Consider the following 26,690-nt stretch of genomic DNA (forward strand, 5'->3'; position numbering starts at 1 on the left):
AAAATTTGAAAATCTGGTCGATTGCATTTGCGTTTGCCTCAATTTCTTGCACCTCAACACATTATGTTACTAAAGTAGAAGGCAAGCAAATAGGTGTTTCAGAAGCATTTCAACCTAATCAAGCAATTGAAGCTTTTGTAAAACCATACCGCGAAAAAATTGACAAAGACATGAATACTGTTTTGGCTTTTGCACCCGTAACGATGGACAAAAGTCAAGGAAAATGGCAAACTACGATTGGAAGTTTACAAGCAGATATTACGCTGGAAGCAGCAAATAAAATCTTTTTGGCAAGAGAAAAAAAAACTGTTGATGTATGTTTGCTCAATCACGGTGGGATTCGGGCGATTATACCGCAAGGTAATGTAACCACCAGAACCGGATTTGAATTAATGCCTTTTGAAAATAATTTGGTTGTGGTAGCTTTAAAAGGCGAACAAATCATGGAACTGGTTCTATACATTATTAAGGAGAAAAAACCGCATCCGCTTTCGGGAATGTCCTTTGTGATTACCAAAGATAATTTGCCTAAAAATATTTTGATCCAAAACCAGCCTCTTGATTTTCAAAAAACATACTATGTTGCTACAAATGATTATTTGTATAATGGTGGCGATAGTATGAATTTTTTCAAAAAAGGGAGTCAAGTTTATGACTTAGATTATAAACTACGAAATGTTTGGTTGGATTATTTTCAAAAAGTAGATACCATTCCTGTTCCAACAAATGAACGCATTATTTTAGAATAAAATCATCTTCAAAATAAATTTTTCCAAATAAAATCATGAAAAGAAGAGAATTTTTACAGCAAACAGCCGCTGGAACCGCACTTGTAACAATTGGAGGCTTTTCTTTGAGCAGCTTTACTTCGGCACAAAAACACATTACCATTTTACATACGAACGATGTTCACAGCCATATCGATGCGTTTGAAGCAAATCATCCGAAAAATCCAAATATGGGTGGCGTGGCAAAAAGAGCCACTTTGGTAGAAAAAATCCGGCAGGAAAACCCAAACGTTTTGTTACTCGATGCTGGCGATATTTTTCAGGGAACGCCTTACTTTAATTATTATGGTGGCGAACTCGAATTGAAACTGATGAGTATGTTAAAGTATGATTTAGCAACGATGGGAAATCATGATTTTGACAATGGTTTGGAAGGATTTTATAAACAATTACCACATGCCAATTTTGATTTTGTAAGTGCCAATTACGATTTTAAAAATACCATCATTGATGGCATTGTGAAACCTTACAAAATTTTTAAAAAGCAAGGTTTGAAAATTGGCGTTTTTGGTTTAGGAATTCAATTGGAAGGTTTGGTTGACAAAAAAAATTATAAAGAAACCGTTTATCTTGATCCTGTAGAAATTGCAACCGATATGTCGCGTATTTTAAAGGAAGAAAAAAAATGTGACTTAGTGATTTGCCTTTCGCATTTGGGTTACAAATACAGCAATGATCCCGAAAAAATTTCCGACGTTAAATTAGCCGAAAAAACCCGCAACATTGATTTAATTATTGGCGGTCACACACATACATTTTTGGACAAACCTACGGTTGTAAAAAATTTAGATGGCGTGGAAACTTTAGTAAATCAAGTAGGTTGCTACGGCATTAATTTAGGTCGAATTGATTTTTATTTTGATGCTGATAAAAATAAATCGCATAGTTCGAGAACGATTGTGGTTTAGAAGTTTTGCGGACTTCATGACGTTTCGCAGAGTTCGGTGGAGTTATGCGGAGTTTCACAGAGGTTCGCAGAGGATCGCAGAGTTTCGCGAAGTTTTACAGAGTTTCGCAAAATTTTGCAGAGAAAAAAGCGCAAAGGTTTACAAACAATCTTTGCGCTTTTTTAAATTTTTATCTTCGTGAATCTTTGTAAAACTTTGCTAGATCATTACCCAATCATCACAATAAAATCATCTTCAGAAATAATGGGAATGCCTAAACTGCTGGCTTTTTCCAATTTTGCGGGTCCCATATTTTCTCCGGCAATAACAAAATTGGTTTTAGAAGAAATTGACCCTGAAACTTTTCCACCATTGTCTTCAATGGCTTTTTTAAGTTCATCACGAGAAAATTTTTCAAAAACACCTGAAACCACAAAGGTTTTGCCTTCTAAAATGGTGGTAGCTTCAGGATTATAAACGGTTTTAACTTCCAACTGAACTCCGTATTCTTTTAGCCTCTGGATGAGGATTTGGTTTTCAGCATTTTCAAAAAATTCTACCACACTTTGTGCAATTCTTTCACCAATTTCATCTACCAATATCAAATCCATCACACTTGCTTTGGCCAAATTCTCGATGTTTTGATAATGCTTTGCTAATTTTTTGGCTACCGTTTCACCCACATATCGAATTCCTAACGCAAACAAAACACGTTCAAATGGGATTTCTTTAGATTTTTCGATTCCGTTTACTAAATTTTCTGCAGATTTTTGCGCCATTCTTTCCAACGGAATTATTTGCTCTACAGTTAATTCATACAAATCGGCATAATTTTGAACCAAATGATTATTAAAAAGTAATGCAACTGTTTCGCCTCCCAAACCTTCGATATCCATTGCTTTTCTGGAAATAAAATGCTGGATTCTACCTATAATTTGTGGTGGACAACCGTAAAAATTAGGGCAATAATGTTGGGCTTCGTCTTCCTTTCTAATTAATTCGGTTTGACATTCCGGACAATTGGTAATGTAAACCGTTGGCAATAAATCTTGATTTCTTTTTGTAAAATCTACACCAATAATTTTTGGGATGATTTCGCCTCCTTTTTCCACAAAAACCATATCGCCAACACGAATATCCAATTTTTCAATTTGATCTGCATTGTGCAAAGAAGCGCGTTTTACCGTCGTTCCTCCTAACTGAACCGGTTCGAGGTTGGCAACTGGCGTGATGGCTCCAGTTCGCCCCACTTGATATGTTATGGAATTTAATTTTGTAGCAACTTGTTCGGCTTTAAATTTATAGGCAATTGCCCAACGAGGCGCTTTTGCCGTGTACCCTAATTCGTCTTGAAAATGTAAATTATTGACTTTAATTACCACACCATCGGTTTCATATGGCAACTCGTGTCGGTGTTCATCCCAATATTCCAGGAACTGAAAAACTTCTTGAATATTTTTTGCCAATTTGGCTTCATTTGGCACTTTAAAACCAAAGCTTCTGGCTTTTTCTAAACTTTCAAAATGTGTGGCAAATTTAACATCGGAACCAATAAAAGTATAAAGCAAACAATCTAAAGGTCGTTTGGCAACTTCTGAACTGTCTTGCAATTTTAAACTTCCCGAAGCTGTATTTCTTGGATTTGCATACGGAACTTTTCCTTCGTCAAGTAACTGTTGGTTCATTTTAGCGAAACCCTCGAGTGGTAAAATAATTTCGCCGCGTATTTCAAAATTTTCGGGATAATCACCTTGCAGTTGTAACGGAACAGACTTGATGGTTTTGATATTTGTGGTCACATCATCGCCTTGAAAACCATCGCCACGAGTGACCGCGCGTTTTAATTTTCCGTTTTCGTAAGTGATTGAAATTGAAGCACCATCATATTTTAATTCGCAAGTATATTGAAGAGAAACATTGCCTAAAATTTTTTGGATTCTTTTTTCCCAATCGAGTAAATCTTCTTTAGAATAAGAATTATCCAAAGAATACATGCGGTTTTGATGGGTGATTGTTTGAAAATTTTTGGTGATGCTACCGCCAACTCTTTGTGTGGGTGAATTTTCATCGAAATATTCCGGATGTTTCGCTTCTAATTCCTGTAAATTTTTCAGTTTTTGGTCAAATTCAAAATCTGAAATTACGGGATTGTCTAACACATAATAATTGTAGTTATGCTGGTTGAGTTCGTTGCGTAGCGAATCGATAAGTTGTTTGATTTCCATAAAAAATTGGCTATTTCGGTCACTGAAATTTCAGCCACTAAAATAACCAATTTTGGGAAATTTTGTTAATTTGAAGCTTGAATAATGCCGTTTATTTGCAAATAAAGTTGGCCATCGCTCAAAATCGCACCTTGTTTGATTAAGTCGAAAATAGCATCGTTGCGATCAATTCCGTAATCCTTGATGCCGGTTTTGATTTCTACACTATCGGTAAACATATTGTCGCTTAACCACTGAAGTCCTTCTCTTGTTAGAAAATCTGCTTCTCCCGACAAATCTTTTAACACAATAGTTTTGATCATTTTTTCTTGGCAATGAAACAAGAAAATGAAACTTTTAGAAAAGTGTTCGAGGTAATTGGCACCATTTAAAACGCCTTCCCAAATCAAGTCAGAGAAAACATCAAGTTCTTGTTCTGCCACTTCAGGTTGGTTTTGCTTGATGGTTACCCACTCGTTTTTATCAATGGATTGACTTGCCAAGAAATTTGCAAACTCTTGGTGAAGCGCTTCGAATTGTTCTTTTGTTAATCTTTTGTATTTCAAAATATTTAAAATTAAATGTAAAAAGAATCTGACAAAAATGCAGATTACTGAGAATCTGAAATAAATTCAGATTAAAAAAAAATCCCGACTTTCATCGGGATTCTATTATTTTGTTGAAAAAAATTATTGCTCTGCAACAATCTCGTAAGGCACTTCAACAATTACATCTCTGTGAAGACGAACGTTTGCAGTATATTTACCTGTACGTTTAACGATCCCTGAAGTGATGAATTTTTTATCAATATTTTGTCCTTGTTTTTCAAAAGCTTCAGCTACATCAGCATTGGTAACAGAACCAAAAAGTTTCTCTCCTCCTGCTTTAGCTGTAATTTTAATTTCAAGAGCTTTAAGTGCTTCAGCTGTTTTCTTAGCATCATCAACAATTTTAGCTTCTTTGTGTGCTTTTTGTTTTAGGTTTTCAGCCAAAACTTTTTTTGCCGAAGGCGTTGCAATTGTAGCAAATCCTTGAGGAATCAAAAAGTTTCTTCCGTAACCAGGTTTTACAGTTACGATATCGTCTTTAAAGCCTAAATTTTGAACGTCTTGTTTTAAGATCAATTCCATGTTGTTGTCCTTTGTTTGAAGAAGTTAGGTTCCTTTATTGGGAAACCAACAACTTTGATTAAAAATTATTTCAATAAATCGGCCACGTATGGCATTAAAGCTAAGTGACGTGCTCTTTTAACAGCTACAGACACTTTTCTTTGGTATTTTAAAGAAGTACCAGTTAAACGACGAGGAAGAATTTTCCCTTGCTCGTTCACGAATTTCAATAAGAAATCTGCATCTTTATAATCAATATATTTGATACCAGATTTTTTGAAACGGCAATATTTTTTAGTTTTATTAGTTTCTATGTTTAAAGGCGTTAGATATCTAATATCTCCGTCTTTTTTTCCTTTTGCTGATTGTTCAATCGTTGACATAATAATTACGCTTTAGATGCTTTAAGTTTTGCTCTTCTTCTTTCTGCCCAAGAAATGGCATGTTTATCAAGAGTTACGGTTAAGAAACGCATTACTCTTTCGTCACGTCTAAATTCAGTTTCAAAAGCAATTAATACTTCTGGAGCTACTTTGAACTCAAATAAATGGTAAAAACCACTTTTTTTGTTTTGGATTTCATAAGCCATTTTTTTTAGGCCCCAGTCCTCTTTAGATACCATCTCTGCTCCTTTTGAAGTAAGAAAATCTTCGAATTTGCTTACTGTTTCCTTTACCTGGGTTTCAGATAAAACGGGATTCAAGATGAAAACAGTTTCATAATGATTCATAATACAATACTTTAATTGTTATAAAATTGGGTGCAAAAGTAATCATTTTTTTTTAACCAACAAGTACAATGTGCTTTTATTCGATAAAAGGTAAAAATATCACCCATAAATGTTTTGTAGTAAGTTTATTATGCTTAAATTTAACCGCCCTAAAATTGTTAAAAACTCCAAAAGTATGAAATTGAATTGTGTAGTTGTAGATGACAGTGCCATCCAGAGAATGACAGTAACCAAACTTGTTTCAAATCATCCTAACCTTAATTTGGTAGGTGACTTTTCAAATGCTATAGAAACCAAAAACTGTCTTACCAATAAAGAAGTGGACTTGGTTTTTCTGGATATAGAAATGCCGGTAATTAATGGATTTGATTTACTTGATGGTTTAAAGACAAAACCTCAAATCATTTTTATTACTTCGAAAGCGGAATATGCGGTGAAAGCATTTGACTATGATGCTACTGATTATTTGCAAAAACCCATTTCTCCGCAACGTTTTAGCGCTGCTGTAAAACGCGCCATAGATTTATACAATCTCCGCCGTGAAAATTTAGATGAAGACAGTGAACATATTTTTATTAAGAGTAATCTTAAAAAATTAAAAATTTTTACCGCCAAAATTAAATGGATTGAGGCTTACGGTGATTATGTAAAAGTAGTTACCGAAGATGAAAACCATTTGGTTTTAGCCACCATGAAATCTTTTGAAAACGAATTGTCTAAAGAACGATTTATTCGTGTTCATAAATCGTTTATTATTAACATCGACAAAGTGGATAAATTTAACAGCAAATTTGCCGAAATCGGATCAAATAAAATTCCGTTAAGCCGTCATAAAAAAGAGGATTTGGTTAAGGCTTTAGCTTCCGATTAATAGAAATCAACATTAACTGATACTTTTACCGAACGATATTGCGGCACCGTATCGAAGCTATTCAATATTTTTGCAATCGTAGTTTTGATGTTGCCCAAATGTTTTTGTTGCGGAATTTTTACTATAATTGTTCGGATATATTCATTTCTAATTCTACTGATGGGCGGTTCTTCCGGACCTAAAACTGGCATGTTTAAATTTTGACTTAAAACCTGATAAAGCCACATTGATGCTTCTTTTAATTTCTCAAAGTCGCGTTGTTTCATCGTAATTTTAATCAACCTAAAAAAGGGTGGATATTTAAAAACTTGTCTGTCGTATAATTGTTCTTTATACATTGCCAGATAATCGTTGTTAGTAACTTGTTGTATGGTATTGTGATGCGGATTATAAGTTTGAATAATTACTTTGCCACGTTTTGCCGATCGACCTGCTCTTCCAGAAACCTGAGTCATCATCTGATAACTTCTTTCAAACGCCCGAAAATCAGGATGATACAACATATTATCAGCATTCATAATTCCCACTAACGAAACATTTTCAAAATCTAAACCTTTTGCCAACATTTGGGTTCCCACCAAAATATCAATTTCTTGGTTTTTAAAACTGTCGATTATTTTTTCAAAACTATATTTGCCTCGCGTGGTATCCTGGTCCATTCGCCCGATTTTTTTCTCAGGAAATAATGCTTTCAATTCGATTTCTATTTGTTCCGTTCCAAAACCTTTCGTGGTCAAATCCACTCCCGAACAACTGTGACAATTAGAGGGTTTTGCCATTGAATAGCCACAGTAATGACATCGAAGTTGGTTTTTAAGTTTATGAAAAGTCAAACTCACATCACAATGAACGCATTGTGGCACGTGTCCACAAGTAAGACATTCCAGTACCGGCGAATAACCTCTGCGATTTTGAAATAAAATAATTTGTTCGCCCAAAGCCAAAGCTTCCGCCATATTTTCAAGCAAAACGTCGCTAAAATGACCTTTCATTTTTTTTCGAAAATATTTGTCTTTCAAATCTACCAGTTCAACAGCTGGCATCATCACTTTCCCAAAACGTTCGGTGACGGTTACCAAACCGTATTTTCCGTTTGAAGCATTAAAATACGTTTCTAAACTTGGCGTTGCCGAACCTAACAATACATTGGCCTTAAAAAAATTTGCCAACACAATAGCAGCATCTCGAGCGTGATAACGTGGAGCAGGATCAAATTGCTTAAAAGTTTGCTCATGTTCTTCGTCCACAATAATTAAACCTAAGTTTTGAAAAGGTAAAAAAAGTGCCGAACGGGCTCCAATTATAATTTTGGCTTTCGCCGAATTTTGCAAAACTTGATACCACACTTCTACTCTTTCATTATTACTATATTTTGAATGGAAAACCGCCACCTGATTACCAAAATAAGATGTTAACCTACTTACGAGTTGCGTCGTTAAAGCAATTTCGGGCAAGAGATACAACACTTGCTGATTTTTCTCTAAAATACTTTCGATTAATTTGATATAAATTTCCGTTTTGCCACTTGCTGTCACGCCATGAAGCAAACAAACTTCTTTCTTTTTTAAAACCGAATTAATTTCAGTAAGGGCATTATTTTGGGTTTCGCTCAAAACCAATTCGACTTGACTTTTATTTTTTTCAAAAGCCACCCGATCGTGTTGCAAATAATAAATTTCAAAAATATTTTTGTCCACTAATCCTTTCATCACTGCTGCCGAAGCACCTGATTTTTCCAGAAGTTGTTTGACTGTAATGGGTTTCTTATGAGTGGCTTTCAACTGAAAAAACGCCAAAACCAATTCTGCTTGTTTTTTAGCATTTTTCAAACTTTCAAGCAAACCCGAAAGCGTATTTTCATCCTCAAAATCTTCGTGAAGTTTGATATATTTAATCAACTTGGGTTGGTATTGTTCCACCATTTCTTCGTGAAGCAACACGGCTTCTTTGGCAATTAGATTTTGAATAATCGGGAAAACATTTTTTTTGTTTAAAATCGAAATCACATCACTAACCTTTAGCGAACTCTGATTTTGCAAGGCTTCCAGTACCAAATATTCTTCATCAGATAACTGTTCGCATGGAAGATTTGTATTTTTTGCAGAAATAATCGTTTCGGTTTCCAACAAAAACGCTGAGGGCATTGCACCTCGAAAAACATCGCCAATGCTACACATATAATAACTAGCAATCCATTTCCAGTGTTCAATTTGAGTTTGAGTTACCAGCGGAATCTGGTCTAAAATTTCGTGAATTTCTTTAGCTTCGTAAAGTCGAGGTTCGTTTTGATGAATTTCAACTGCCAAAGCTGTATATATTTTACTTTTCCCAAACGGAACCGCAATTCGCATTCCAGGTTTTATAAATGAAAATTCAGCTTCGGTGATACGATAAGTAAAGGTTTTGGCAAGCGATAATGGAAGTATAACTTCTACAAAGTACATTTTGGCGTGATTTATACAAAGATAGCTTTTTTTAGAAGAAATCTATTTTAGGTAAAAATTGTCCAAAAGATTTTTTATTAATTAAACAACTTCTTGCGTTTCAATCGATTAATTGTACCATTTAATTCAAAACCAAGCAATAAAATCATACAATTTAACCAAATGTAAATCATCAAAATCAATAATGTTCCAATCGAACCGTATAATTCATTGTATTTGGCAAATCTTACTACGTAAATTCCAAAAACAAAAGAGGTAAGAATGATTAAAATGGTAGTAAATATTGACCCTATACTAAAAAAAGAATTTTTGCGGGTTTGTCTTGTTCCAAATTTAAAAAGAATGGACGTGGCTGTTAAAATCATCAAGCCTAAAAACACAAATCTTCCGATATTGATAAGATTAATGTTTTCAAAAATACCCCTACTTTTCATCGTTTGAATAATGTATTCCAAAACCACAATTGCCGAAACCGTGATGATCAACAAAAACGCTAAAATAATTGCAATACCAATGGAAACCGCATATTGCCTGAAAAATCCTCGTGTAACAGTAATATGTCGCGAATATTCAAAACCTCCTAAAATTGCGTTGACGCCATTTGCCATCAAAAAAATCGAAAGTAAAAATCCCGACGAAAGCAAACCTTTGTAACTATTGTTCAGGATGTCGTTCAGAATTTTATAAATCGCATCATAGGTATTTGGCGGAACACTTTCTTCCACAAATTTTAAAAAATCCGTTTGCAAATCATCAATAGGAATTACCGGAATTAAGTTCAAAATAAATAACGCAAACGGAAAAAGTGCCATAAAAAAGCTAAATGCAATCGCACTTGCTCTGTAAGAAAACGCTCCCTTTGCAATCCCAATAAAATACAATTCGAGTAAATCATAAAAAGACAAACCTTCCAGCCAGGGCAATTTAATTTTCTGCGTTAACCGCATTAGCGATCGAACCACAGGAATTTTGTTGAGTTTGTCTTCTATAATTTTGGTCACTTTACACGGCTTTTAGGCTTAAATCCATATTGTAAACAGAATGCGTCAAAGCGCCAGATGAAATATAATTCACGCCACAATCTGCATAATTTCTAATCGTTTTTTCGTTGATATTTCCAGAAGATTCAGTCAAACATTTGTCGCCAATCATCGCAACGGCTTTTCGGGTAGTTTCGTAGTCAAAATTGTCTAACAAAATTCTAAAAACATTCTCCGATTGTAAGATTTCCGTCACTTCATCAAGATTTCTAGCTTCCACAATAATTTTTAAATCCAAATTATTTTCCGCCAAATATTGATTGGTTTTGGCAATTGCTTGCGTAATTCCGCCTGCAAAATCAATGTGATTGTCCTTCAACATCACCATATCGTACAACGCAAACCGATGATTTTCGCCACCACCAATTTTCACAGCCCATTTTTCAATCGCACGAATTCCAGGCGTGGTTTTTCTGGTATCTAACACTTTCGTCGCCGTTCCTTCCAGCAAATTCGCAAAAAATTTCGTCTTTGTTGCAATTGCCGACATCCTTTGCATTGCGTTCAAAACCAAGCGTTCACTCTTTAAAATACTTTGAGAACTTCCCCTCACAAAAAATACAATATCGCCATGTTTCACCTCGCTTCCATCCTCAATCAGCGTCTCGATTTCCAGACTTTTATCCACATATTTAAAAATCATTTTGGCAAATTCCACTCCCGCAATCACGCCTTCGTCCTTCACCAAAAGTTTCGCTTTACCCGTTGCCTCCGCAGGAATACACGCCAGCGAACTATGGTCGCCATCGCCTACATCTTCGCGAATTCCGTTTTCAATAATCAGTTTTAATTCGTGCTTAAATTGTGCTTCAGTTATCATCTTAAAAAATTATCATAAAGCTAAAATATAAAAACTTTCCCATTGTTCCTTATTTTTTTGGAGCGAATCATCCGGCATTTTTATAATCGCTCGTCCCCGCTTTCGTCTTTATCAATGCCAAAATTTTGACACAGTGTAAGGCGTGGGAAATCGCCTCTCCCGACACTTCGGGACGGGGCTAAAGGAAAAACTTGAAGCGTTTTCAGCAATCGCCAGCTTCCTAAAAAATGTATAAGAAAAGCCTGATTCTTAAAATGAATCAGGCTTTTTAATCTAAAAACTAAAAAAATTAATTTCTAGGAGAATTCATCGGAACTGGGGTTGTACTAGTTCCTGCCGGATTATTTATCGTACTATTCGGGTTCGTTGGATTCGGCGGATTCATCGTCCCATTTGGCGCTGTAGTAGTTGGCGTCATCGTTCCCGGATTAGTAGTTCCTCTTGGAGTTAAAGTGCCGTTCGGGTTGATTGTATTTCCAGGATTTGTTGTTCCACTCGGATTCGTAGAATTTCCGGGATTTACCGTCGGACGATTTGGGTCATAAGTACTATTATTTGATCTTGTACTGTTCATGTCCGTACTTCTCCGTGGTTCCACCGTCGATTTATTTTTTTTCTTATTTTTTTTCTTATCTAAATCGTTATGTGGTGTTTGCGAACTTGTTGTTGGTGTCGTTCGCGTTCTGTCTTGCGGATCTGTTTGTGCTGAAGCAATTCCAAATGTGAAAATGGTCATCAGCGATAAAATTGTCGTTTTCATAATTTCTAATTTTTATTTTATTGAGGATTGCATGACAAATTTAAAAACTCTTGTAGCCAAATCACTTACAAAATTTCTACTCAAGGTTCCACAATACATTGATTAACAAGAAGTTTAGATTAAATTATAATTACTCCCAAAATTTCAACAACCTTTACTAACTTTGAAAAAATTATCACTTTATAATGAATATTAAATTAATTGCGATAGGAAAAACTGACAATAAATCATTACAAACTTTAATAGACGATTATCAAAAACGTTTGTCACACTACATAAAATTTGATTTAGAAATCATTCCGGATATAAAAAACGTCAAAAATTTATCGGAAACTCAACAAAAAGAAAAAGAAGGCGAACTGATTTTGAGCAAAATTTCCCACACAGAACAACTCATTTTATTAGACGAAAACGGAAAACATTTTTCAAGCGTAGCTTTCGCCGATGAATTACAGAAAAAAATGAATTCCGGCATAAAAACTTTGGTATTTGTGATTGGTGGTCCTTACGGTTTTTCGGAAACGGTTTACCAAAAATCAACCGGAAAAATTTCGCTTTCGTCTATGACTTTTTCGCACCAAATGGTTCGACTTTTTTTCATCGAACAATTGTACCGCGGTTTCACCATTTTGCGAAACGAACCTTACCATCATCAATAATTTTAGCAAAAAAATAACACGGTCACAAGCTCGCAAACTGCCCAACTTTTTTCATTGTTTGCTATCTTTACCGATATGAAAAATATCAAGTTAAGCGTTTTAGATCAATCTCAAATAAAACGTAACGGAACCGCTGCCGAAGCCTTGCAAGAATCCGCCGAATTAGTGCAACTCGCCGAAAAATTACATTTTACAAGATATTGGGTGTCCGAACACCACAATTTTAAAATGGTTGCCGGAACCGCTCCCGAAGTGCTGATTCCTTACTTAGCTTCCAAAACAAAAAAAATCCGTGTGGGTTCTGGCGGCATTATGTTGCCCAATCACAGTTCGCTGAAAGTGGCAGAAAATTTCGGCTTACTCGAAACACTTTTCCCTAACAGAATTGACCTCGGAATTGGTAGAGCTCCCGGAGGCGACAGGCTGTCATCACACTTGCTGAATCCAGCCAATGATTTTAGTGAAAAAGAATTTTTCCAACAATTAATTGATATTCAGGCATTTCTTCGCCATGATGAAACGCCCGAAACCGTTCACGAAAAAGTAAAATCTTTCCCGAAAGCTGATCAATTACCCGAACTTTGGCTACTTACCTCAAGTGGAGGAAGCGCTCAATTTGCCGCACATTTTGGAATGGCGTTGTCTTTTGCAAAATTCATAAACCCGGAAGGTGGCGACGAAGTGGTATCTTTTTACAGAGAAAATTTTAAACCTTCTCAAAATTTGGCAAAGCCAAAAGTAAACGTTGGGATTTTTGTTTTTTGTTCCGAAGATGAGCAAAAAATAGCCGATTGGATTACCGAATTCAATTATCGAATGTTGCACATCGAAATGGGTGCCACGGGAAATTTACCAACGTTTGAAGAAATAAAAAATATGAATTATTCGCTTGCGCAAAAAGCGAGAATTGCCTACAATCGAGGTCGTTTTATCGCCGGAAATCCGGCAGAAGTAAAACGAGAAATAGAAAAAATTGCTTCGGATTTTGACACGGATGAAATTATGGTGGCAACGATGGCAGAAAATTTTCAAGACCGAAAAAAATCGTACGAGTTGCTGGCAAAAATTTTTCCACAATCTTAAAAATTCAATAAAAAACTAAGGCGGCTTTCACTTTTTGAGAGATTTTCAGTAACTTGATTAAAATTTTTTAAGCTATGAAAAATCTACTCGCTACGATGATTTTGCTTGCATTTGTAGGAATTTCCTGCAAAGAAACACCTAAGCAAGATCCGGAAACTACTGAAATTGAAACCGCTCAACCAGCTCCATCTCCAACCACTAATGTTCCAACGCATCCACAACCTGATGCTACCGAGGTTGAAGTTGACAGCGTTAATCCAAATCTTTCAAATCTTGAATAATGACTAAAAAAATTGTTTTCATATTGTTATGTTCCGCATTTTTATTTTCGTGTAAATCAAAAAAAACAGCAAAACCCTCAGAACCAGAAAAAATAGAAGTTGCCGCCATTTCCGAAGCACAAAAATCCAAAGCGTATAATTTAGGAAAACGCATATTGAGCGCTTGCAATACCTCAAAATTTAAACCTTTTACAAAAGAAGAAGCTACTGACAAAGTGATACAAAATACTACCTTAGAACGACTATCAGCAACATGTAGAAAATTCGCTTTAAAACACGGAAAATTTCTTGACCTTCGTTTTGTAGAAGCCATCAGAAACGAGGATGACGAAGAAATCATATTTAGATTTAAAGCCGATTACGAAAAAAAATATTTGCAAAAAGAACTTCAAGTAACTTTGAATAGAGAGAACAAAGTTTCCGCCATAAAATCCACTGATTGGACCGACAATTATCAGCCTTAAATTGTACCAAAAAATGAATACGAACGAACAAATTATTGAAGAATTTTATTCGGCGTTTGCTAACCACAATTATCAAACGATGGCAAGCTGTTACCATCCCGAAGCCATTTTTAATGATCCAGCTTTTGGAACACTTCAAGGGCAAGACATTGCAGATATGTGGCAAATGTTGCTCGAGCGTGCGAAAGGAAATTTATCCATAGAATTTTCTAACATCAAAGCAAATGCGACGACTGGTTCAGCAAAGTGGACTGCGATTTATGTTTTTTCTAAAACAAATCGAAAGGTTAAAAATAAAATTAAAGCTAATTTTATTTTTAAAGACGGACTTATTTTTGCCCACGAAGACGAATTTGACTTTCACAATTGGGCAAAGCAAGCCTTAGGAAACATTGGCTTTTGGTTAGGTTGGACCACATTTTTAAAGAAAAAAATACAACACGAAGCCATCGAGAGTTTGCGAAAATTTCAGCAAAAAAAACAATTAACAGACATTTAAGGCGAGTTAAAATTCTTTTCAATAATTTTAAGAAAAAGCTTTACAATCATGAAAAATTCTTTAGCAAAAGCCTTGCTTCCCATACTGTATATTTCTTGGCGCGATGACGTAATGACGCAAGATCAATCGGAAATTATCGCAACTACAATTCAATCCGAAGATTGGCTTTCGCCAGAAGAAAAATCAGAAATTTCTTCCTTAATCGATATCGAAAATCCACCTTCAAGAGCAGATTTGCAAAGTTGGAGAGACATGATTTTGCCTGCTGTAAATGCTTCAGATGAAAAAGAAACGTTGACGGATGTTGCCATAAAATTAGTATTGATTGAACAAAACAACATCAAAGATGACACTTTAAAAAAGCTGTATTTTTCGTTGCAAAACATCGAGAAAAAATTAGGAATTATTAGCAACGAAGCGGTATTTGCTTTCAAAGAAAATCATGGTACTATTACTTCGGAATATGCTACTGAGCCCAGTTTTGAAATTGAAAAACTCACCGAAATTTTAGAAGGAAACCAAAGAGAAACAATTCATTTGGTCAAAAAAATTCTTTGCAGACCAAGTTTCAAGTACGAAGAATCAACTGATATTGAGGTTTATCGTGAAAAGGTCTTGAAATGGTGTAAAATTTTAGCCAAAGAAGGTTTGGGTTCTACAGCTTATCCCAAGGAATACGGTGGAAAAGACAACATCGAATCGTACTTTGCCATTATGGAAACTTTAAGCTACCATGATTTGAGTTTGGTGATAAAATTTGGTGTTCAATTCGGGCTTTGGGGCATGAGTATTCACTCTTTGGGAACCGAAAAACATTACAAAAAATATCTAAAAAAAGTAGGAAATCTCTCGCTTCCAGGTTGTTTCGCTATGACCGAAACCAATCACGGTTCTAACGTGAAAGCATTAGAAACAACGGCAATTTACAATCATATTAACAAAACTTTTACCATCAATACACCTCATCAATTTGCCCGAAAAGAATACATTGGAAATGCAGCTCGCGATGGACAAATGGCAACGGTTTTTGCCAAATTAATTATTGACGGAAAAGATTACGGCGTCAACACTTTTATAGTTCCAATTAGAGATTTTAAAGGAAATATTGTAGAAGGTGTTACTATTGAAGATTGCGGTAAAAAAATGGGCTTGAATGGCGTGGATAATGGAATTATTTATTTCAAAAACGTTGTCATTCCGAAAGAAAATATGTTGGACAAATTTGCTTCAATCGACAAAAACGGAAAATTTACCAGCCCGATTTCAAGCGATAACCGACGCTTTTTTACCATGTTAGGAACTCTAGTTGGCGGCAGAATTGGGATTCCACGTTCGGCAAACGCGGCGGCACAATCAGCTTTAACAATTGCCATAAAATATGGTGATCAAAGGCGACAATTTGGACCGCAAAATGGTACGGAAGTTCCAATTTTAAATTACAGAATTCACCAACGACGATTGATGCCGTATTTGGCAAACGTTTACGCTTGTCATTTTGCTTTGCAATACGTTACCCAAAGATTTTTACATCGAAATGAAACCGAAATGCAGGAAATTGAAGCACTTGCAGCGGGAATGAAAGCTTACACTACTTGGAATACGCGTGATACCATTCAGGAATGTCGGGAAGCTTGTGGTGGAAAGGGTTATTTGAGCGAAAACCGGTTTGATGCATTAAAAAATGACACTGAAGTTTATACCACATTTGAAGGTGACAATACGGTTTTGATGAATTTGGTTGCCAAAAATCGCTTGTCGGAATTTTCGAAACAATTTGGAGAAATGGACACTTTCGGGATGTTTAATTATGTGATGGATCAAGCCAAAACTTCAATCACTTACAAAAATCCCCTTGCCACCAGAAATACTGACGAAAAACATATTTTGGATTCAAATTTTCATCTTCATGCATTTGAATATCGCGAGAAAGAAATTTTGGCGTCAGCCGGAAAAAGAATCAAAAAATTACTGGATTCCGGAATGGATTCGTTTGACGCGTTTAATATTGTGCAACATCATTTAATTCACGTGGCACAAGCCTATCTTGAAAACATAATTTTGAAGCAATTTCACGCAGCTGTCGAAAAAATTGACGATGTAAACTTGAAAAATGTTTTGGGAAAACTGTGTAAGCTTTTTGCTTTGCACACCATTGAAAAAAATGCAAGTTGGTTTTTAGAACAAGGTTATATGGAAGGTGTGAAAACCAAAGCCGTTCGAAAAGCTGTAAACCAATTATGTTGGGAAATTAGGCAAAATGCGGTTCCGTTAGTGGAAGCCTTTGCAATTCCGGATCAATTGTTGAGTGCTCCAATAGCTATTGCGAAAAAAAATTAGAGTAAGTCAAATTCCCAGTTTTTTGCGGTATCATATTGCAAAAAACCATTTTTAACCGTTAAAGGTGATTCAAAATTATTAGTATATAATGAACCCGTTCCCAATCCTTGTGGCATAGGGTTTTGTTGTACAAAAGTAAATTGAGCAATCGCGTTCAAGCCAATGTTACTCTCCAATGCCGAGGTAATCCACCAGCCAATTCCCATTTCTTCTGCAAGGGAAATCCATTGCAAACTGCCCTGAAAACCACCTACCAAACTAGGCTTTAAAATGATATAATGCGGTTTTATTTTCTGTAATAATTTTCTTTTTTCCGAAAGCTCAAAAATGCCAATCAATTCTTCGTCTAACGCAATTGGAATTGGCGTTTCTTTACACAAATTTGCCATCAAATGTACTTGATTTTGCTTGATGGGTTGTTCAATGCTGTGAATTCTAAAAGTTGACAAGCGTTGCAATTTTTTAAGAGCTTCGTTTGCAGAAAAAGCGCCGTTGGCATCCACACGAATTTCAATTTTTTCGGGAGGATAATTTTCTCGTATGAATTGTAGCAGTTCGAGTTCTTTTTCAAATTCTATGGCGCCAATTTTCAGTTTGATGCATGAAAAATCAGATTGAATTTTTTCTTCAATTTGTTCTTTCATAAACTGTTTGTCCCCCATCCAAACCAAACCGTTAATGGGAATATTTTTTTTGGCATTTGTAAATTCCGAAGGAAAAATTTCAAAAATATTATTAGATTGAAAAGAGCGAAAAGCGGTTTCTACGCCAAATTGTATCGAAGGAAATTCGATTAAATTTTCTAAAAGCCACTCTTCTCCAGCCTCAATATTTTGGCAAACCCAATTTAATTTTTCTTCATAATCCGGACGGTCATCGATGCTCAAACCACGCAAAATGCCGCATTCTCCAATTCCCTTTTTTCCATTTTCTTCTAAAAAAAGAAAAAAAGTTTCTTTGATTGTCATAATGCCGCGAGAAGTTCCGGAAGGTTTTTTAAAATTTAAAATGTATTTTTGGTAAGATGCTTTCATAAATTAATCTTCAAGAACTTTAATAATTTTTCCCAAATCCGGAACATTTAAATTGGCATTTTTCATTTCTTCAAAATCAGACAAGGCTTTATTTTTCCAGCTTTTAGTGGCGGAAACATTTTGATTCAAATGTTCGAGATGAATTTCTTTTGCTTTGCGAAATTCTCCTGTTAACATATAATAATGTGCCAAATTGAGGTCGATGAGCAGTTCGGCATCGTCTAATTTCTGAGCTGTTTTTAAAGTTTGAAATGCTTTATCATATTGATTAGAAAATAAATAGTAATATGCTAAATTATTGTAATCTAAAGCATTAGCATTTCCTTTCTCGATAATGATATTTTTCAGAATGTCAATTGCATCTGCAAAATTCTGATTTTTAAAATGTTCGTTGCCATCGTTTCTCAAGGCTTTTAACAAGCCATTTGACGGCTTGCTGAAACATTGGTCAGCCAATTCACTGGTGATTTTATTTTGTTCGATGTTGAGCAAACTGGTAAAGTCTTTGTAGCGATACTTTTGCTGTAATTTTTCAAGAACGCACAAAGCCAATTCATTTTTGTTGATCATTTTTTTTGAAAAACTGGCTTTTCCTAATTGATTTATAACCGATTGTCGATGAGAAACATTCCATCCGCGACTTAATTCAGCATCAACCCAAGGCACGATTTCGAGCACAATTTTTTGTTTCATAATCCAGTTTTGACTTTCAAAACCAAACCAAATATTTTCACTATCGGGAGTAAAACAGTCTGATTTTTCCGCGGTAATTCGTTTGGCGTCTTTGCTAATCGCTTTATTTTGAGCGAAACAAGCATTAGTCAATTTTCCGTATTTTTCGTAATCAGTGGCATTTTTTTCTGAAGAAAATACGCCGTATTTACATTTGTCATCGCCAGAAACTTTAGACATTAAAAAAACAGCTCCTGCTCCACCTTGACTGATTCCCGACGGATCTGGAATTGATTTTAAAAGCGAAACCAAACTACTGGCGAGTTGTTGGTTATCATCTAATAACGTAATTCTATAAACGATTTCTGTGGTTCCGGTTGGTAAGTCTTCGGATTTTATGGCGATTCTGCTTCCGGCTGTTAAAACAATTTCTATTGTGGTGGCACGATCTTTATCCCAGTAACCATTTTGCTGTGAAAAACCAGCGTGAATGTTGAGAAATACAAGGAACAATAAAATTTTTTTCATGTGCGAAACAGCGAATTATTTAGAAAACAAAATTGTGAATTACTTGCGCAATTTAAAAGATTTTAATGATAGGTATTTCTGCTTTCGCAAAATTTTTAAATACTATCTAAATTTGAATACGGCAAATAGCTTGGAAATTTCCAAAAATGCCAGAATTTTTTTCCCATAGTCCGATTGAAGGTAAAAACTTTTACCACATTTTTCTTGTGGCAAAACTTGTACCGAAAAGCAGGAAAATATCCCGACGCTTCGGGAGCTGAAAATGCCTGAACTTTTGCTTCTAAAAAAAATTATAATTCGATTGACTCGCCAATTTCCAGCAACATGAGGTCTTTTCCTGCTTGAAAAAATTTGCGTTTGGCGTTGTCATGGTCGATTTCGATGTAGCCAAAAGTGTCGTAATGACAACCGAGAATTTTGTCACATTCTATGAAATCTGAGGCGATGATAGCATCGTCAATGTCCATCGTAAAATTGTCGCCAATGGGCAAAACGGCGAGGTCCAGCTTGGTGCGAAGCGGGATGAGTTTCATGTCGAATGTAAGAGCCGTGTCGCCTGCGATATAAATATTTTTGTGTTCGCCTTCGATAACGAAACCGCCGGGATTTCCGCCGTAAGTGCCGTCTGGAAATGAACTTGAGTGAATGGCGTTCACATATTTTACCTTCCCGAAATCAAATTTCCAGCTTCCGCCATGATTCATGGGATGGGTTTTGTGTCCTTTTTTTTCGTAATAACCAGCGATTTCAGCGTTGGAAACGATGGTTGCTCCGGTATTTTTGGCAATAGTATCCACGTCTAAAGTATGATCTTCGTGAGCGTGTGTGACCAAAATAAAATCGGCTTTAAGGCTATTGATATCAATGTGAGAAGCGTTCCCATTGCCTGAAATAAATGGATCAACGATGATGTTTTTTCCGGCTATTTCAATACTTAAACTATTTTGTCCGTAATAAGTGATTTTCATAATATTATTTTTAGTTAAAACTGATTGGTAGAAAAATTAAATATTTGCATCACAACATCTTGAATAAATGATATTAAATCTAATGAAAGTAAAATTGACAATAAAAATGTGGCGATTGCGAGTTTTTTAAGTTCGGGGTCGAAGTCTTTAGGATTGGTTGCTTTTTTTACCCGAAATAAATGTTTGGTAAATGGAATGTAGGCGATTAAAAACAGGTATTGGTCCAGACGGAAATCGAGCAAAAATGAAAATACAATGCACAAAACCATAGCAGAAATAACTAAGAAGTAATGATATTTTTTAGCTGCCGCTCCACCGATTTTTACGACCAATGTGTTTTTTTGCACTTTTCTATCGGAAATTTCGTCTCTCATATTGTTGAGATTTAAAACGCCAACGCTTAAAAATCCAATGGCAAACGCTGGTAAAATTAAAACCGGATCTACTTCTTTAGAATATAAAAAATTAACGCCAAGAGTACTTACCAATCCGAAAAATACAAATACAAAAAAGTCTCCGTAACCGCGATAGCCATAAGCAGTGTTTCCAACGGTGTATCGAATTGCCGACATAATTGCTAAAGTTCCTAACACAATAAAAAACACTGAATACCCGATGTATTCCACCCCAAAAGCAAAATAAATAAGTAAAAGTGAACAAATAAAAGTTAGAAAAGAAGTAATAATGATGGCGCGTTTCATGGATTTCGCGGAAATAGTTCCACTTTGCAAAGCGCGTTTTGGACCAATTCTATCATCGTTGTCTGTACCTTTTACACCATCTCCGTAATCGTTAGCAAAATTAGATAAAATTTGTAATCCTAATGTTGTAAGTAATGCAAAACCAAACAGTTGCCAATTGAAAACATCTGTTGGAGTTAGTACATTTTGAGTAGGATATGCCAAGGCAAACATACTTCCAACGATGATTCCGGATACTGAAAGTGGTAAAGTTCGCAGTCGAGCTGCTTCAACCCAATGTCTCATTTTTAGTGTTTATAATAATGTGTAAAGTTACATCCAATTTTTTTTGGAAACCTCAACTTTGTACAGCCAATAGTTAGTTAGTTTTTTAATCTCAGAAAAATTACCAAACTTAAACTGCAAGTCTCCTGCAGCCGTATGCAGGTACACATGACCAACGTTAGATTTTTTATTCCAAAAATATTGTTTTGTAGTGATCGCTTGAATTTTATACGGTTCTATAATCTCATCTTCAACGTCCCAAGCTCCGTGGGTTTTTATTACAAATTGGTCATTCACAAAAAGAGCATTATTTTGGAAACCGTAATAAATCAATGCACCAACTAAAATTAAATATACAAAAATTAATGGGAAAAATTCCTGCCAACCCGGATAAACTTTTAAGGCATAAATGCTAAAAATACTTACGGGAATAATGATGAGCTTTAAAACTTTGCCAATTAAGTAGCGGAAATTTGGACGCAGTTTTTTTCCTTTATACGGAATTTGTCCAAAAATAATTTGCAAAATATGTTGCTTTTCTTCAGAGTTACAGCCCGGAATTTCGATAAAATTTCCAAATTTATTATTTTCTTTAACTTGCTGATCAGAAGCTTGCTTGGTATTGATGTCAAAAATTTTAAGTTTCTTTTGAAAAAAATTGCGGCTTATCGATGTGATTTGAACTTTTTTAGGATTGACCAATGTATTTTTCTTAGCAAATAAACCTGAAGTGATGGCAAAAGATTGATTTTGTTGCATCATTTGAAAATCAAAATGTTTTAAAAAAGTACGAATTATGTTCACAAAAATTATTACAATGAAAAAAGCGAAAATTAAAATCCCAACTGATAGTAAACCAAAACTTCTTTCCAGAACCGAATCAACTTCGGATTCGTCAAGTTCAAAAGTTTGTACAAAATCTTTAATGCTTTGGTACAAAGTAACGAAAAAACCCACTAAAATGGCGATTGAACGACCGTAATTCGAGGTTAAACCTATTTTTAAAAGTGTTAGATTACTTAGCTTGATAAAGGGTTTTTGACTGACAATTTCTTGCGGATTTTCTTCAGAAATTTCATCGGAAACTGTTTTATTTTCAAAATCAAAGGAAAGCAATTTGGCTTTTAAGGCTTGCGCCAAATCTTCTTTTACGGCAGAAATTTTCACTTCTTTTCCATTACTTCCAGCAGTATCGATTTCTAAACTAAAAACACCAGAAATTTTTTGAATCACATTTTGGTTAATGTTTACCTGCTGAATTTTATCCAAGTTAATAGAAATAATACTTTTTTGAAAGACGCCTTTTTTGAGGATAAATTCGCGGTTACCCTCGTCTAAATAAAAAGTAAAATTTCGGTAACGCAAATATGCAATGATAGCGCCAACAATGCAACAAAGCACCACAACTCCGCCAATCAATAAATACGCTTTGGGTTCTTTTGCCTTAAATAAAAACAATGCAAGCGGAACCCACATGGCTCTCAAAAATTTTTGAAGCGTATCAGCAAACATTACCAAAATTCCGGTAACAGATTGTCTTTGTGGTATTTGAAAATTAAAATCTTCCATTGAATTTAAGCGTGATACTGAATTTGTTGCATCAACAATGATTTTATTTTTTCGGCTTCTTCTTTGGCTAAACCCGAAATTTTTAAATCGCTCGAAGTACCTCCGGCTGTAAAAATTTGGATTTGAGCCAATTTAAAAATTCTAGCAATTGCGCCTTCATGCAAAGCCACGTGCTGGATTCTATTGTACGGAATGATGGTTGTGGTGGTTGACAACACGCCACGTTGACACAAAATATCTTTTTCCCGAACGGCAAAACCTCTATTTTTGATGGCAATTGTGTACCAAATTAGTAGAAAAATTCCAAGACCTAACCATGAACACGCTGTGATAATGATAAAAGTTTGATTTTGAAAAAATTCGTCTAAAAAAAACAAGCCCACCACAACGCCAGCCAAAATCACCAGAAAAATAGCGAGATTAATTCGTGCTACTTTTTGGTAAGCAGGATCTAATTTGGAATAAACTACTTCTTCAAACTTGGGTAAATTGTTTAAATATAGGGTTTCGTTAGAAAATTCTTCCATCATAATTTCGGGGATTTATGGAATATATTTTTTCTCAAAATTCGGTTTTCTTTTTTCCAAAAATGCGTTTCGGCCTTCTTTTGCTTCGTCTGTCATGTAGGCTAAACGGGTTGCTTCGCCGGCAAAAACTTGTTGACCTACCATTCCATCATCAGTTAAATTCATGGCAAATTTTAGCATTTTGATAGAAGTTGGTGATTTTTCTAAAATTTCCTGAGCCCATTGATATGCGGTATCTTCCAACTCATCATGCGGAATCACAGCATTTACCATTCCCATTTCAAAAGCGTCTTGAGCAGAATAATTTCTTCCTAAAAAGAAAATTTCGCGGGCTTTTTTCTGTCCCACCATTTTGGCCAAATAAGCCGAACCGTAACCGCCATCAAAACTAGTAACATCGGCATCGGTTTGTTTAAATATGGCGTGTTCTTTACTTGCCAAAGTTAAATCGCAAACCACGTGAAGTGAATGTCCGCCTCCAACAGCCCATCCCGGAACCACTGCAATCACCACTTTTGGCATAAAACGAATTAATCGTTGAACTTCCAAAATATTCAAGCGGTGCATGCCATCTTCGCCAACATAACCTTGATGACCTCTCGCTTTTTGATCGCCTCCGCTACAAAAAGAATACACACCATCTTTGGAAGACGGCCCTTCGGCAGAAAGCAAAATTACGCCAATTGATGTGTCTTCTTGAGCATCATAAAAAGCTTGGTACAGTTCACTAGTGGTTTTTGGACGGAAAGCATTTCGCACATCCGGACGGTTAAACGCAATTCTGGCAACGCCATTGCATTTTTTATAGGTAATATCTTCGAAATCTTTAACAGTTTTCCAGTCTATCGCAGTCATTTTTATCTTATTTTAGCGTAAAAATACGGGATTTTTTTAAATTGTCTCGGTAATCAATTTGAATTTATAATGAAAAAACAACAATTATTTTCTATCGCATTTTTCTCTTTAGCACTTGGAATTCAGGCTCAAAAGTATGAATTTCAAACAGTTAAAAACATTGAATGTACGCCTGTAATTTCTCAAGGAAGCACGGGAACTTGCTGGAGTTTTTCGTCAACATCTTTTCTGGAAGCGGAAATTATTCGCGCAAGCGGAAAAAAAATCGATTTATCCGAAATGTACAATGTTCGCCATACTTATCCTAAAAAAGCATGGAATTATGTGATGCGGCAAGGCAAAGCGCAATTTGGCGAAGGCGGTTTGAACCATGATGTGATTGACAGCGCAAAAAATTTCGGGTTGGTTCCGTTAACAGCTTATTCCGGATTAACAGGAAATGCCGAAAAACATGACCATGGCAAAATGGTAGAAGAATTGGAAGTTGTATTGAAAAAAAATGCAGATCCGTCGAAAAAACCAGATGCTGACTGGCAAAAACAAGTGACTGATATCTTGGACAAACATATGGGAAGCGATGTGACTGAATTTGAATTTGAAGGAAAAAAATATACGCCAAAGAGTTTTCTGGAAATGACAAAATTGGATTTAGACGATTATGTAACCATCACATCTTTCATGCACGAACCTTTTTATTCAAAATTTATCTTGGACATTCCGGACAATTTTTCGTACGGAAAATTTTACAATATGCCGTTAGAAGAATTTGTGGAAAACATTGACAACGCACTTGAAAAAGGATACACTTTGGCACTTGATGCCGATGTTAGTGAAAAAACTTTTTCAGGAAGAGAAGGAATTGCCGTGATTCCGGAAAATGTTTCGGATGAAAAAACAATTTTGACAGAAATTAAACCAGAGAAAAAAATAACGCAAGAATTTCGTCAGCAAGAATTTGAAAATTTTAATACTACAGACGATCATTTGATGCACATTGTGGGCAAAGTAAAGGACCAAAAAGGCAATATGTATTACAAAGTGAAAAATTCTTGGGGAAGCAAAAATGTTGGAAACGAAGGCTTTGTGTACATGAGTGTTCCGTATTTGAAACTGAAAGCCATATCGGTTTTGGTTCACGAAGATGCGCTTTTGAGCAAAACCAAAAAATCTTTAGACCTTTAAAAGCAAAAATCGGGAAAATGTTTCCCGATTTTTATTTTTTATATAAATTTGAACATGCAAAAAACCTTTCAATCCGATAAATATTTACCCACCAACCTCTTTTTATGGGTTACGGTAATTTTCCTGATTTCTACTCCGTTTTTCACGCCAAATGATCAGCTCGACATGATTGTTCCGTTGATTATTTGCTTGGCAACAGCAGCTTTGTTAGTCTGGATTTTATTGGATACAAAGTATAAAATCAACGGATCATTTTTGCATTATTATTCGGGACCAATTCGTGGGAAGATTGATATTTTTAGAATTACAAAAATCACCAATCACGAAGGTCTTTTTGTAGGAACCACTTTGAAACCAGCTTTGGGAACCAAAGGTTTGATTATTCATTACAGTAAATTTGACGACATTTATATTTCACCAAAAAATAAACAAGCCTTTATTGATGCTTTGTTAGCGGTTAATCCGCATATTGAGGTGAAATAACTAAATGACTATTTCCCTATCATGTAAATCATTCAAAAAAATCCGAAGCCAAGCCTCGGATTTCAGAATTATTCTTTTACAAGATAAATACCATCGTCTTTTATCTCGATTAATTTTTGTTTGTAAAGCGAACCCACTGCTTTTTTAAAAGTCTTTTTGCTCATTTGCAACACCTGTTTGATATCTTCGGGATGGCTGTTGTCGTTAAGGCGAAGAAATCCACGTGAGGCATTCAATTCGTCTAAAATTTTCTGTGCATTTGGTTCAACTTTTTCATAACCAATCGCTTCAATGGCTACATCAATTTTATGATCCGGACGAATTTTTTTGATATAACCTACAAAACGATCTCCCGGACGAATATCATCATAAAAATTATCACTTGTGTGAATCAAGCCTTTGTGTTTTTCGTTGATAATCACGTTGATTCCTAATTCGGTAATGTGTGACACAATTAAATCGGCTTCGTCACCTTGTTGAACGGTGAGATTTTCATTGTCTAAAAATTGGTTGGTTTTGCTCGAAGCTGTCAAACGATTGGATTTTTCATCTAAATAAAGATAGACCAAATACCGTTTCCCTACTTCCATAGGACGGGCTTGTTCTTTAAACGGAACAAATAAATCTTTCTCCAAACCCCAATCTAAAAATGCCCCAACATTATTGACGTGATTTACTCGCAAAAGTGCAAATTCGTGCAAAATAATTGCCGGTTCTAACGTGGTTGCCACAGGTCGTTCTTCGTGATCCAAATACACAAAAACTTCAACTTCCTGACCAAATTCAAACTGTTTTGGCACATATTTATTGGGCAAAAGTACATCGTTTTCACCATCGGTTAAATACAATCCTACTTGAGTATCGCGGTCAATTTTTAGCAAATTGAATTTTCCTATTTCAATCATTTGAACGGTTTTTATTTTAGCAAAGT

The 26,690-nt window shown here is 35.4% G+C and carries 28 protein-coding genes; 11 read left to right on the forward strand and 17 right to left on the reverse strand.

Annotation, left to right across the window (positions count from 1 at the left end):
* The first annotated feature begins 5 nt into the window (after positions 1-5).
* Positions 6-749 (forward strand): 5'-nucleotidase C-terminal domain-containing protein, encoded by a 744-nt coding sequence (locus GV828_RS03610; protein ID WP_235935409.1) that lies wholly within the window; start codon positions 6-8, stop codon positions 747-749.
* A 35-nt stretch (positions 750-784) separates the two neighbouring features.
* Complete coding sequence (locus GV828_RS03615; protein ID WP_166536113.1) at positions 785-1,696, forward strand: bifunctional metallophosphatase/5'-nucleotidase; 912 nt, start codon at positions 785-787, stop codon at positions 1,694-1,696.
* Between the two features lie 206 nt (positions 1,697-1,902).
* On the opposite strand, the gene ligA is transcribed toward GV828_RS03615, so the two are convergent.
* The 5 genes from ligA to rpsF all read right to left on the reverse strand — a co-directional run bounded on the left by ligA (position 1,903) and on the right by rpsF (position 5,718).
* Positions 1,903-3,900 (reverse strand): NAD-dependent DNA ligase LigA, encoded by a 1,998-nt coding sequence (ligA, locus tag GV828_RS03620; RefSeq protein WP_166536114.1) that lies wholly within the window; start codon positions 3,898-3,900, stop codon positions 1,903-1,905.
* A 65-nt stretch (positions 3,901-3,965) separates the two neighbouring features.
* Positions 3,966-4,445 carry a DUF6495 family protein gene (locus tag GV828_RS03625; RefSeq protein ID WP_166536115.1) on the reverse strand — a complete coding sequence of 160 codons (480 nt, stop codon included), beginning with the start codon at positions 4,443-4,445 and terminating at the stop codon, positions 3,966-3,968.
* Between the two features lie 123 nt (positions 4,446-4,568).
* The gene (gene rplI, locus GV828_RS03630) at positions 4,569-5,009 is read right to left on the reverse strand and encodes a 50S ribosomal protein L9 (RefSeq protein WP_166536116.1); all 441 of its coding nucleotides are present in this window, start codon (positions 5,007-5,009) and stop codon (positions 4,569-4,571) included.
* Between the two features lie 65 nt (positions 5,010-5,074).
* On the reverse strand, positions 5,075-5,371 hold the full coding sequence (gene rpsR / locus GV828_RS03635) for a 30S ribosomal protein S18 (protein WP_002987043.1): 297 nt from the start codon (positions 5,369-5,371) through the stop codon (positions 5,075-5,077).
* Between the two features lie 5 nt (positions 5,372-5,376).
* Positions 5,377-5,718, reverse strand: coding sequence for a 30S ribosomal protein S6 (rpsF, locus tag GV828_RS03640; RefSeq protein ID WP_166536117.1), 342 nt, complete (start codon positions 5,716-5,718; stop codon positions 5,377-5,379).
* A 175-nt stretch (positions 5,719-5,893) separates the two neighbouring features.
* Between rpsF and GV828_RS03645 the strand changes: the two genes are divergently transcribed.
* Positions 5,894-6,589: a LytR/AlgR family response regulator transcription factor gene (locus GV828_RS03645; protein WP_166536118.1), complete on the forward strand. Its 696-nt coding sequence runs from the start codon at positions 5,894-5,896 to the stop codon at positions 6,587-6,589.
* On the opposite strand, the gene priA is transcribed toward GV828_RS03645, so the two are convergent.
* From priA to GV828_RS03665, 4 genes are all read right to left on the reverse strand, one after another.
* A complete protein-coding gene (gene priA, locus GV828_RS03650) occupies positions 6,586-9,033 on the reverse strand; it encodes a replication restart helicase PriA (RefSeq protein ID WP_166536119.1) in 2,448 nt (815 codons plus the stop codon). The genes GV828_RS03645 and priA overlap by 4 nt on opposite strands.
* Positions 9,034-9,110: 77 nt before the next feature.
* Entirely contained in the window at positions 9,111-10,034 is a 924-nt protein-coding gene (locus GV828_RS03655) for a YihY/virulence factor BrkB family protein (protein WP_166536120.1), read from the reverse strand.
* Between the two features lies 1 nt (position 10,035).
* Positions 10,036-10,893: a carboxylating nicotinate-nucleotide diphosphorylase gene (nadC, locus tag GV828_RS03660; RefSeq protein ID WP_166536121.1), complete on the reverse strand. Its 858-nt coding sequence runs from the start codon at positions 10,891-10,893 to the stop codon at positions 10,036-10,038.
* Between the two features lie 289 nt (positions 10,894-11,182).
* The gene (locus GV828_RS03665; RefSeq protein ID WP_166536122.1) at positions 11,183-11,653 is read right to left on the reverse strand and encodes a hypothetical protein; all 471 of its coding nucleotides are present in this window, start codon (positions 11,651-11,653) and stop codon (positions 11,183-11,185) included.
* A gap of 185 nt (positions 11,654-11,838) precedes the next feature.
* Here GV828_RS03665 and rlmH point away from each other — a divergent pair, with 185 nt between their 5' ends.
* The 6 genes from rlmH to GV828_RS03695 all read left to right on the forward strand — a co-directional run bounded on the left by rlmH (position 11,839) and on the right by GV828_RS03695 (position 16,976).
* Positions 11,839-12,312, forward strand: coding sequence for a 23S rRNA (pseudouridine(1915)-N(3))-methyltransferase RlmH (gene rlmH / locus GV828_RS03670; RefSeq protein WP_166536123.1), 474 nt, complete (start codon positions 11,839-11,841; stop codon positions 12,310-12,312).
* Positions 12,313-12,387: 75 nt separating this feature from the next.
* The gene (locus GV828_RS03675) at positions 12,388-13,395 is read left to right on the forward strand and encodes an LLM class flavin-dependent oxidoreductase (RefSeq protein ID WP_166536124.1); all 1,008 of its coding nucleotides are present in this window, start codon (positions 12,388-12,390) and stop codon (positions 13,393-13,395) included.
* A 74-nt stretch (positions 13,396-13,469) separates the two neighbouring features.
* The gene (locus tag GV828_RS03680; RefSeq protein ID WP_166536125.1) at positions 13,470-13,676 is read left to right on the forward strand and encodes a hypothetical protein; all 207 of its coding nucleotides are present in this window, start codon (positions 13,470-13,472) and stop codon (positions 13,674-13,676) included.
* Positions 13,676-14,140 (forward strand): hypothetical protein, encoded by a 465-nt coding sequence (locus GV828_RS03685; RefSeq protein WP_166536126.1) that lies wholly within the window; start codon positions 13,676-13,678, stop codon positions 14,138-14,140. Before GV828_RS03680 ends, GV828_RS03685 begins: the two co-directional genes overlap by 1 nt.
* 13 nt (positions 14,141-14,153) lie before the next feature.
* Positions 14,154-14,639, forward strand: a complete 486-nt coding sequence (locus GV828_RS03690) for a nuclear transport factor 2 family protein (protein WP_166536127.1) — start codon at positions 14,154-14,156, stop codon at positions 14,637-14,639.
* Between the two features lie 48 nt (positions 14,640-14,687).
* Positions 14,688-16,976 (forward strand): acyl-CoA dehydrogenase family protein, encoded by a 2,289-nt coding sequence (locus GV828_RS03695; protein ID WP_166536128.1) that lies wholly within the window; start codon positions 14,688-14,690, stop codon positions 16,974-16,976.
* Here the strand turns inward: GV828_RS03695 and menC are convergent.
* From menC to GV828_RS03730, 7 genes are all read right to left on the reverse strand, one after another.
* Positions 16,973-18,010: an o-succinylbenzoate synthase gene (gene menC / locus GV828_RS03700; protein ID WP_166536129.1), complete on the reverse strand. Its 1,038-nt coding sequence runs from the start codon at positions 18,008-18,010 to the stop codon at positions 16,973-16,975. The genes GV828_RS03695 and menC overlap by 4 nt on opposite strands.
* 3 nt (positions 18,011-18,013) lie before the next feature.
* Positions 18,014-19,210, reverse strand: a complete 1,197-nt coding sequence (locus tag GV828_RS03705; RefSeq protein WP_166536130.1) for a tetratricopeptide repeat protein — start codon at positions 19,208-19,210, stop codon at positions 18,014-18,016.
* A 290-nt stretch (positions 19,211-19,500) separates the two neighbouring features.
* Positions 19,501-20,178 (reverse strand): metal-dependent hydrolase, encoded by a 678-nt coding sequence (locus GV828_RS03710; protein ID WP_166536131.1) that lies wholly within the window; start codon positions 20,176-20,178, stop codon positions 19,501-19,503.
* Positions 20,179-20,192: 14 nt separating this feature from the next.
* Positions 20,193-21,164, reverse strand: a complete 972-nt coding sequence (menA, locus tag GV828_RS03715) for a 1,4-dihydroxy-2-naphthoate octaprenyltransferase (protein WP_166536132.1) — start codon at positions 21,162-21,164, stop codon at positions 20,193-20,195.
* Positions 21,165-21,191: 27 nt separating this feature from the next.
* Positions 21,192-22,712 (reverse strand): PH domain-containing protein, encoded by a 1,521-nt coding sequence (locus tag GV828_RS03720; RefSeq protein WP_166536133.1) that lies wholly within the window; start codon positions 22,710-22,712, stop codon positions 21,192-21,194.
* A 5-nt stretch (positions 22,713-22,717) separates the two neighbouring features.
* Positions 22,718-23,242, reverse strand: coding sequence for a PH domain-containing protein (locus GV828_RS03725; protein WP_166536134.1), 525 nt, complete (start codon positions 23,240-23,242; stop codon positions 22,718-22,720).
* 12 nt (positions 23,243-23,254) lie between these two features.
* Entirely contained in the window at positions 23,255-24,094 is an 840-nt protein-coding gene (locus GV828_RS03730; RefSeq protein WP_208103133.1) for a 1,4-dihydroxy-2-naphthoyl-CoA synthase, read from the reverse strand.
* A gap of 69 nt (positions 24,095-24,163) precedes the next feature.
* Here GV828_RS03730 and GV828_RS03735 point away from each other — a divergent pair, with 69 nt between their 5' ends.
* Positions 24,164-25,276 carry a C1 family peptidase gene (locus GV828_RS03735; protein ID WP_166536135.1) on the forward strand — a complete coding sequence of 371 codons (1,113 nt, stop codon included), beginning with the start codon at positions 24,164-24,166 and terminating at the stop codon, positions 25,274-25,276.
* A gap of 54 nt (positions 25,277-25,330) precedes the next feature.
* Complete coding sequence (locus GV828_RS03740; RefSeq protein WP_166536136.1) at positions 25,331-25,759, forward strand: PH domain-containing protein; 429 nt, start codon at positions 25,331-25,333, stop codon at positions 25,757-25,759.
* 68 nt (positions 25,760-25,827) lie between these two features.
* On the opposite strand, the gene GV828_RS03745 is transcribed toward GV828_RS03740, so the two are convergent.
* The gene (locus GV828_RS03745; RefSeq protein ID WP_166536137.1) at positions 25,828-26,664 is read right to left on the reverse strand and encodes a CvfB family protein; all 837 of its coding nucleotides are present in this window, start codon (positions 26,662-26,664) and stop codon (positions 25,828-25,830) included.
* Positions 26,665-26,690 lie beyond the last annotated feature (26 nt).

The sequence above is a fragment of the Flavobacterium ichthyis genome, from assembly GCF_009915155.1.
Taxonomy (GTDB): domain Bacteria; phylum Bacteroidota; class Bacteroidia; order Flavobacteriales; family Flavobacteriaceae; genus Flavobacterium; species Flavobacterium ichthyis.

Coding starts and splice junctions, on each gene's coding strand:
- rlmH (WP_166536123.1), top strand. CDS start 11,839: ATGAATATTAAATTAATTGCGATAGGAAAAACTGACAATAAATCATTA.
- ligA (WP_166536114.1), bottom strand. CDS start 3,900: ATGGAAATCAAACAACTTATCGATTCGCTACGCAACGAACTCAACCAG.
- menC (WP_166536129.1), bottom strand. CDS start 18,010: ATGAAAGCATCTTACCAAAAATACATTTTAAATTTTAAAAAACCTTCC.
- GV828_RS03735 (WP_166536135.1), top strand. CDS start 24,164: ATGAAAAAACAACAATTATTTTCTATCGCATTTTTCTCTTTAGCACTT.
- GV828_RS03705 (WP_166536130.1), bottom strand. CDS start 19,210: ATGAAAAAAATTTTATTGTTCCTTGTATTTCTCAACATTCACGCTGGT.
- menA (WP_166536132.1), bottom strand. CDS start 21,164: ATGAGACATTGGGTTGAAGCAGCTCGACTGCGAACTTTACCACTTTCA.
- priA (WP_166536119.1), bottom strand. CDS start 9,033: ATGTACTTTGTAGAAGTTATACTTCCATTATCGCTTGCCAAAACCTTT.
- nadC (WP_166536121.1), bottom strand. CDS start 10,893: ATGATAACTGAAGCACAATTTAAGCACGAATTAAAACTGATTATTGAA.
- GV828_RS03645 (WP_166536118.1), top strand. CDS start 5,894: ATGAAATTGAATTGTGTAGTTGTAGATGACAGTGCCATCCAGAGAATG.
- GV828_RS03685 (WP_166536126.1), top strand. CDS start 13,676: ATGACTAAAAAAATTGTTTTCATATTGTTATGTTCCGCATTTTTATTT.
- rpsF (WP_166536117.1), bottom strand. CDS start 5,718: ATGAATCATTATGAAACTGTTTTCATCTTGAATCCCGTTTTATCTGAA.
- GV828_RS03725 (WP_166536134.1), bottom strand. CDS start 23,242: ATGATGGAAGAATTTTCTAACGAAACCCTATATTTAAACAATTTACCC.
- GV828_RS03710 (WP_166536131.1), bottom strand. CDS start 20,178: ATGAAAATCACTTATTACGGACAAAATAGTTTAAGTATTGAAATAGCC.
- GV828_RS03730 (WP_208103133.1), bottom strand. CDS start 24,094: ATGACTGCGATAGACTGGAAAACTGTTAAAGATTTCGAAGATATTACC.
- GV828_RS03615 (WP_166536113.1), top strand. CDS start 785: ATGAAAAGAAGAGAATTTTTACAGCAAACAGCCGCTGGAACCGCACTT.
- GV828_RS03665 (WP_166536122.1), bottom strand. CDS start 11,653: ATGAAAACGACAATTTTATCGCTGATGACCATTTTCACATTTGGAATT.
- GV828_RS03675 (WP_166536124.1), top strand. CDS start 12,388: ATGAAAAATATCAAGTTAAGCGTTTTAGATCAATCTCAAATAAAACGT.
- GV828_RS03680 (WP_166536125.1), top strand. CDS start 13,470: ATGAAAAATCTACTCGCTACGATGATTTTGCTTGCATTTGTAGGAATT.
- GV828_RS03720 (WP_166536133.1), bottom strand. CDS start 22,712: ATGGAAGATTTTAATTTTCAAATACCACAAAGACAATCTGTTACCGGA.
- GV828_RS03690 (WP_166536127.1), top strand. CDS start 14,154: ATGAATACGAACGAACAAATTATTGAAGAATTTTATTCGGCGTTTGCT.
- rplI (WP_166536116.1), bottom strand. CDS start 5,009: ATGGAATTGATCTTAAAACAAGACGTTCAAAATTTAGGCTTTAAAGAC.
- GV828_RS03740 (WP_166536136.1), top strand. CDS start 25,331: ATGCAAAAAACCTTTCAATCCGATAAATATTTACCCACCAACCTCTTT.
- rpsR (WP_002987043.1), bottom strand. CDS start 5,371: ATGTCAACGATTGAACAATCAGCAAAAGGAAAAAAAGACGGAGATATT.
- GV828_RS03745 (WP_166536137.1), bottom strand. CDS start 26,664: ATGATTGAAATAGGAAAATTCAATTTGCTAAAAATTGACCGCGATACT.
- GV828_RS03695 (WP_166536128.1), top strand. CDS start 14,688: ATGAAAAATTCTTTAGCAAAAGCCTTGCTTCCCATACTGTATATTTCT.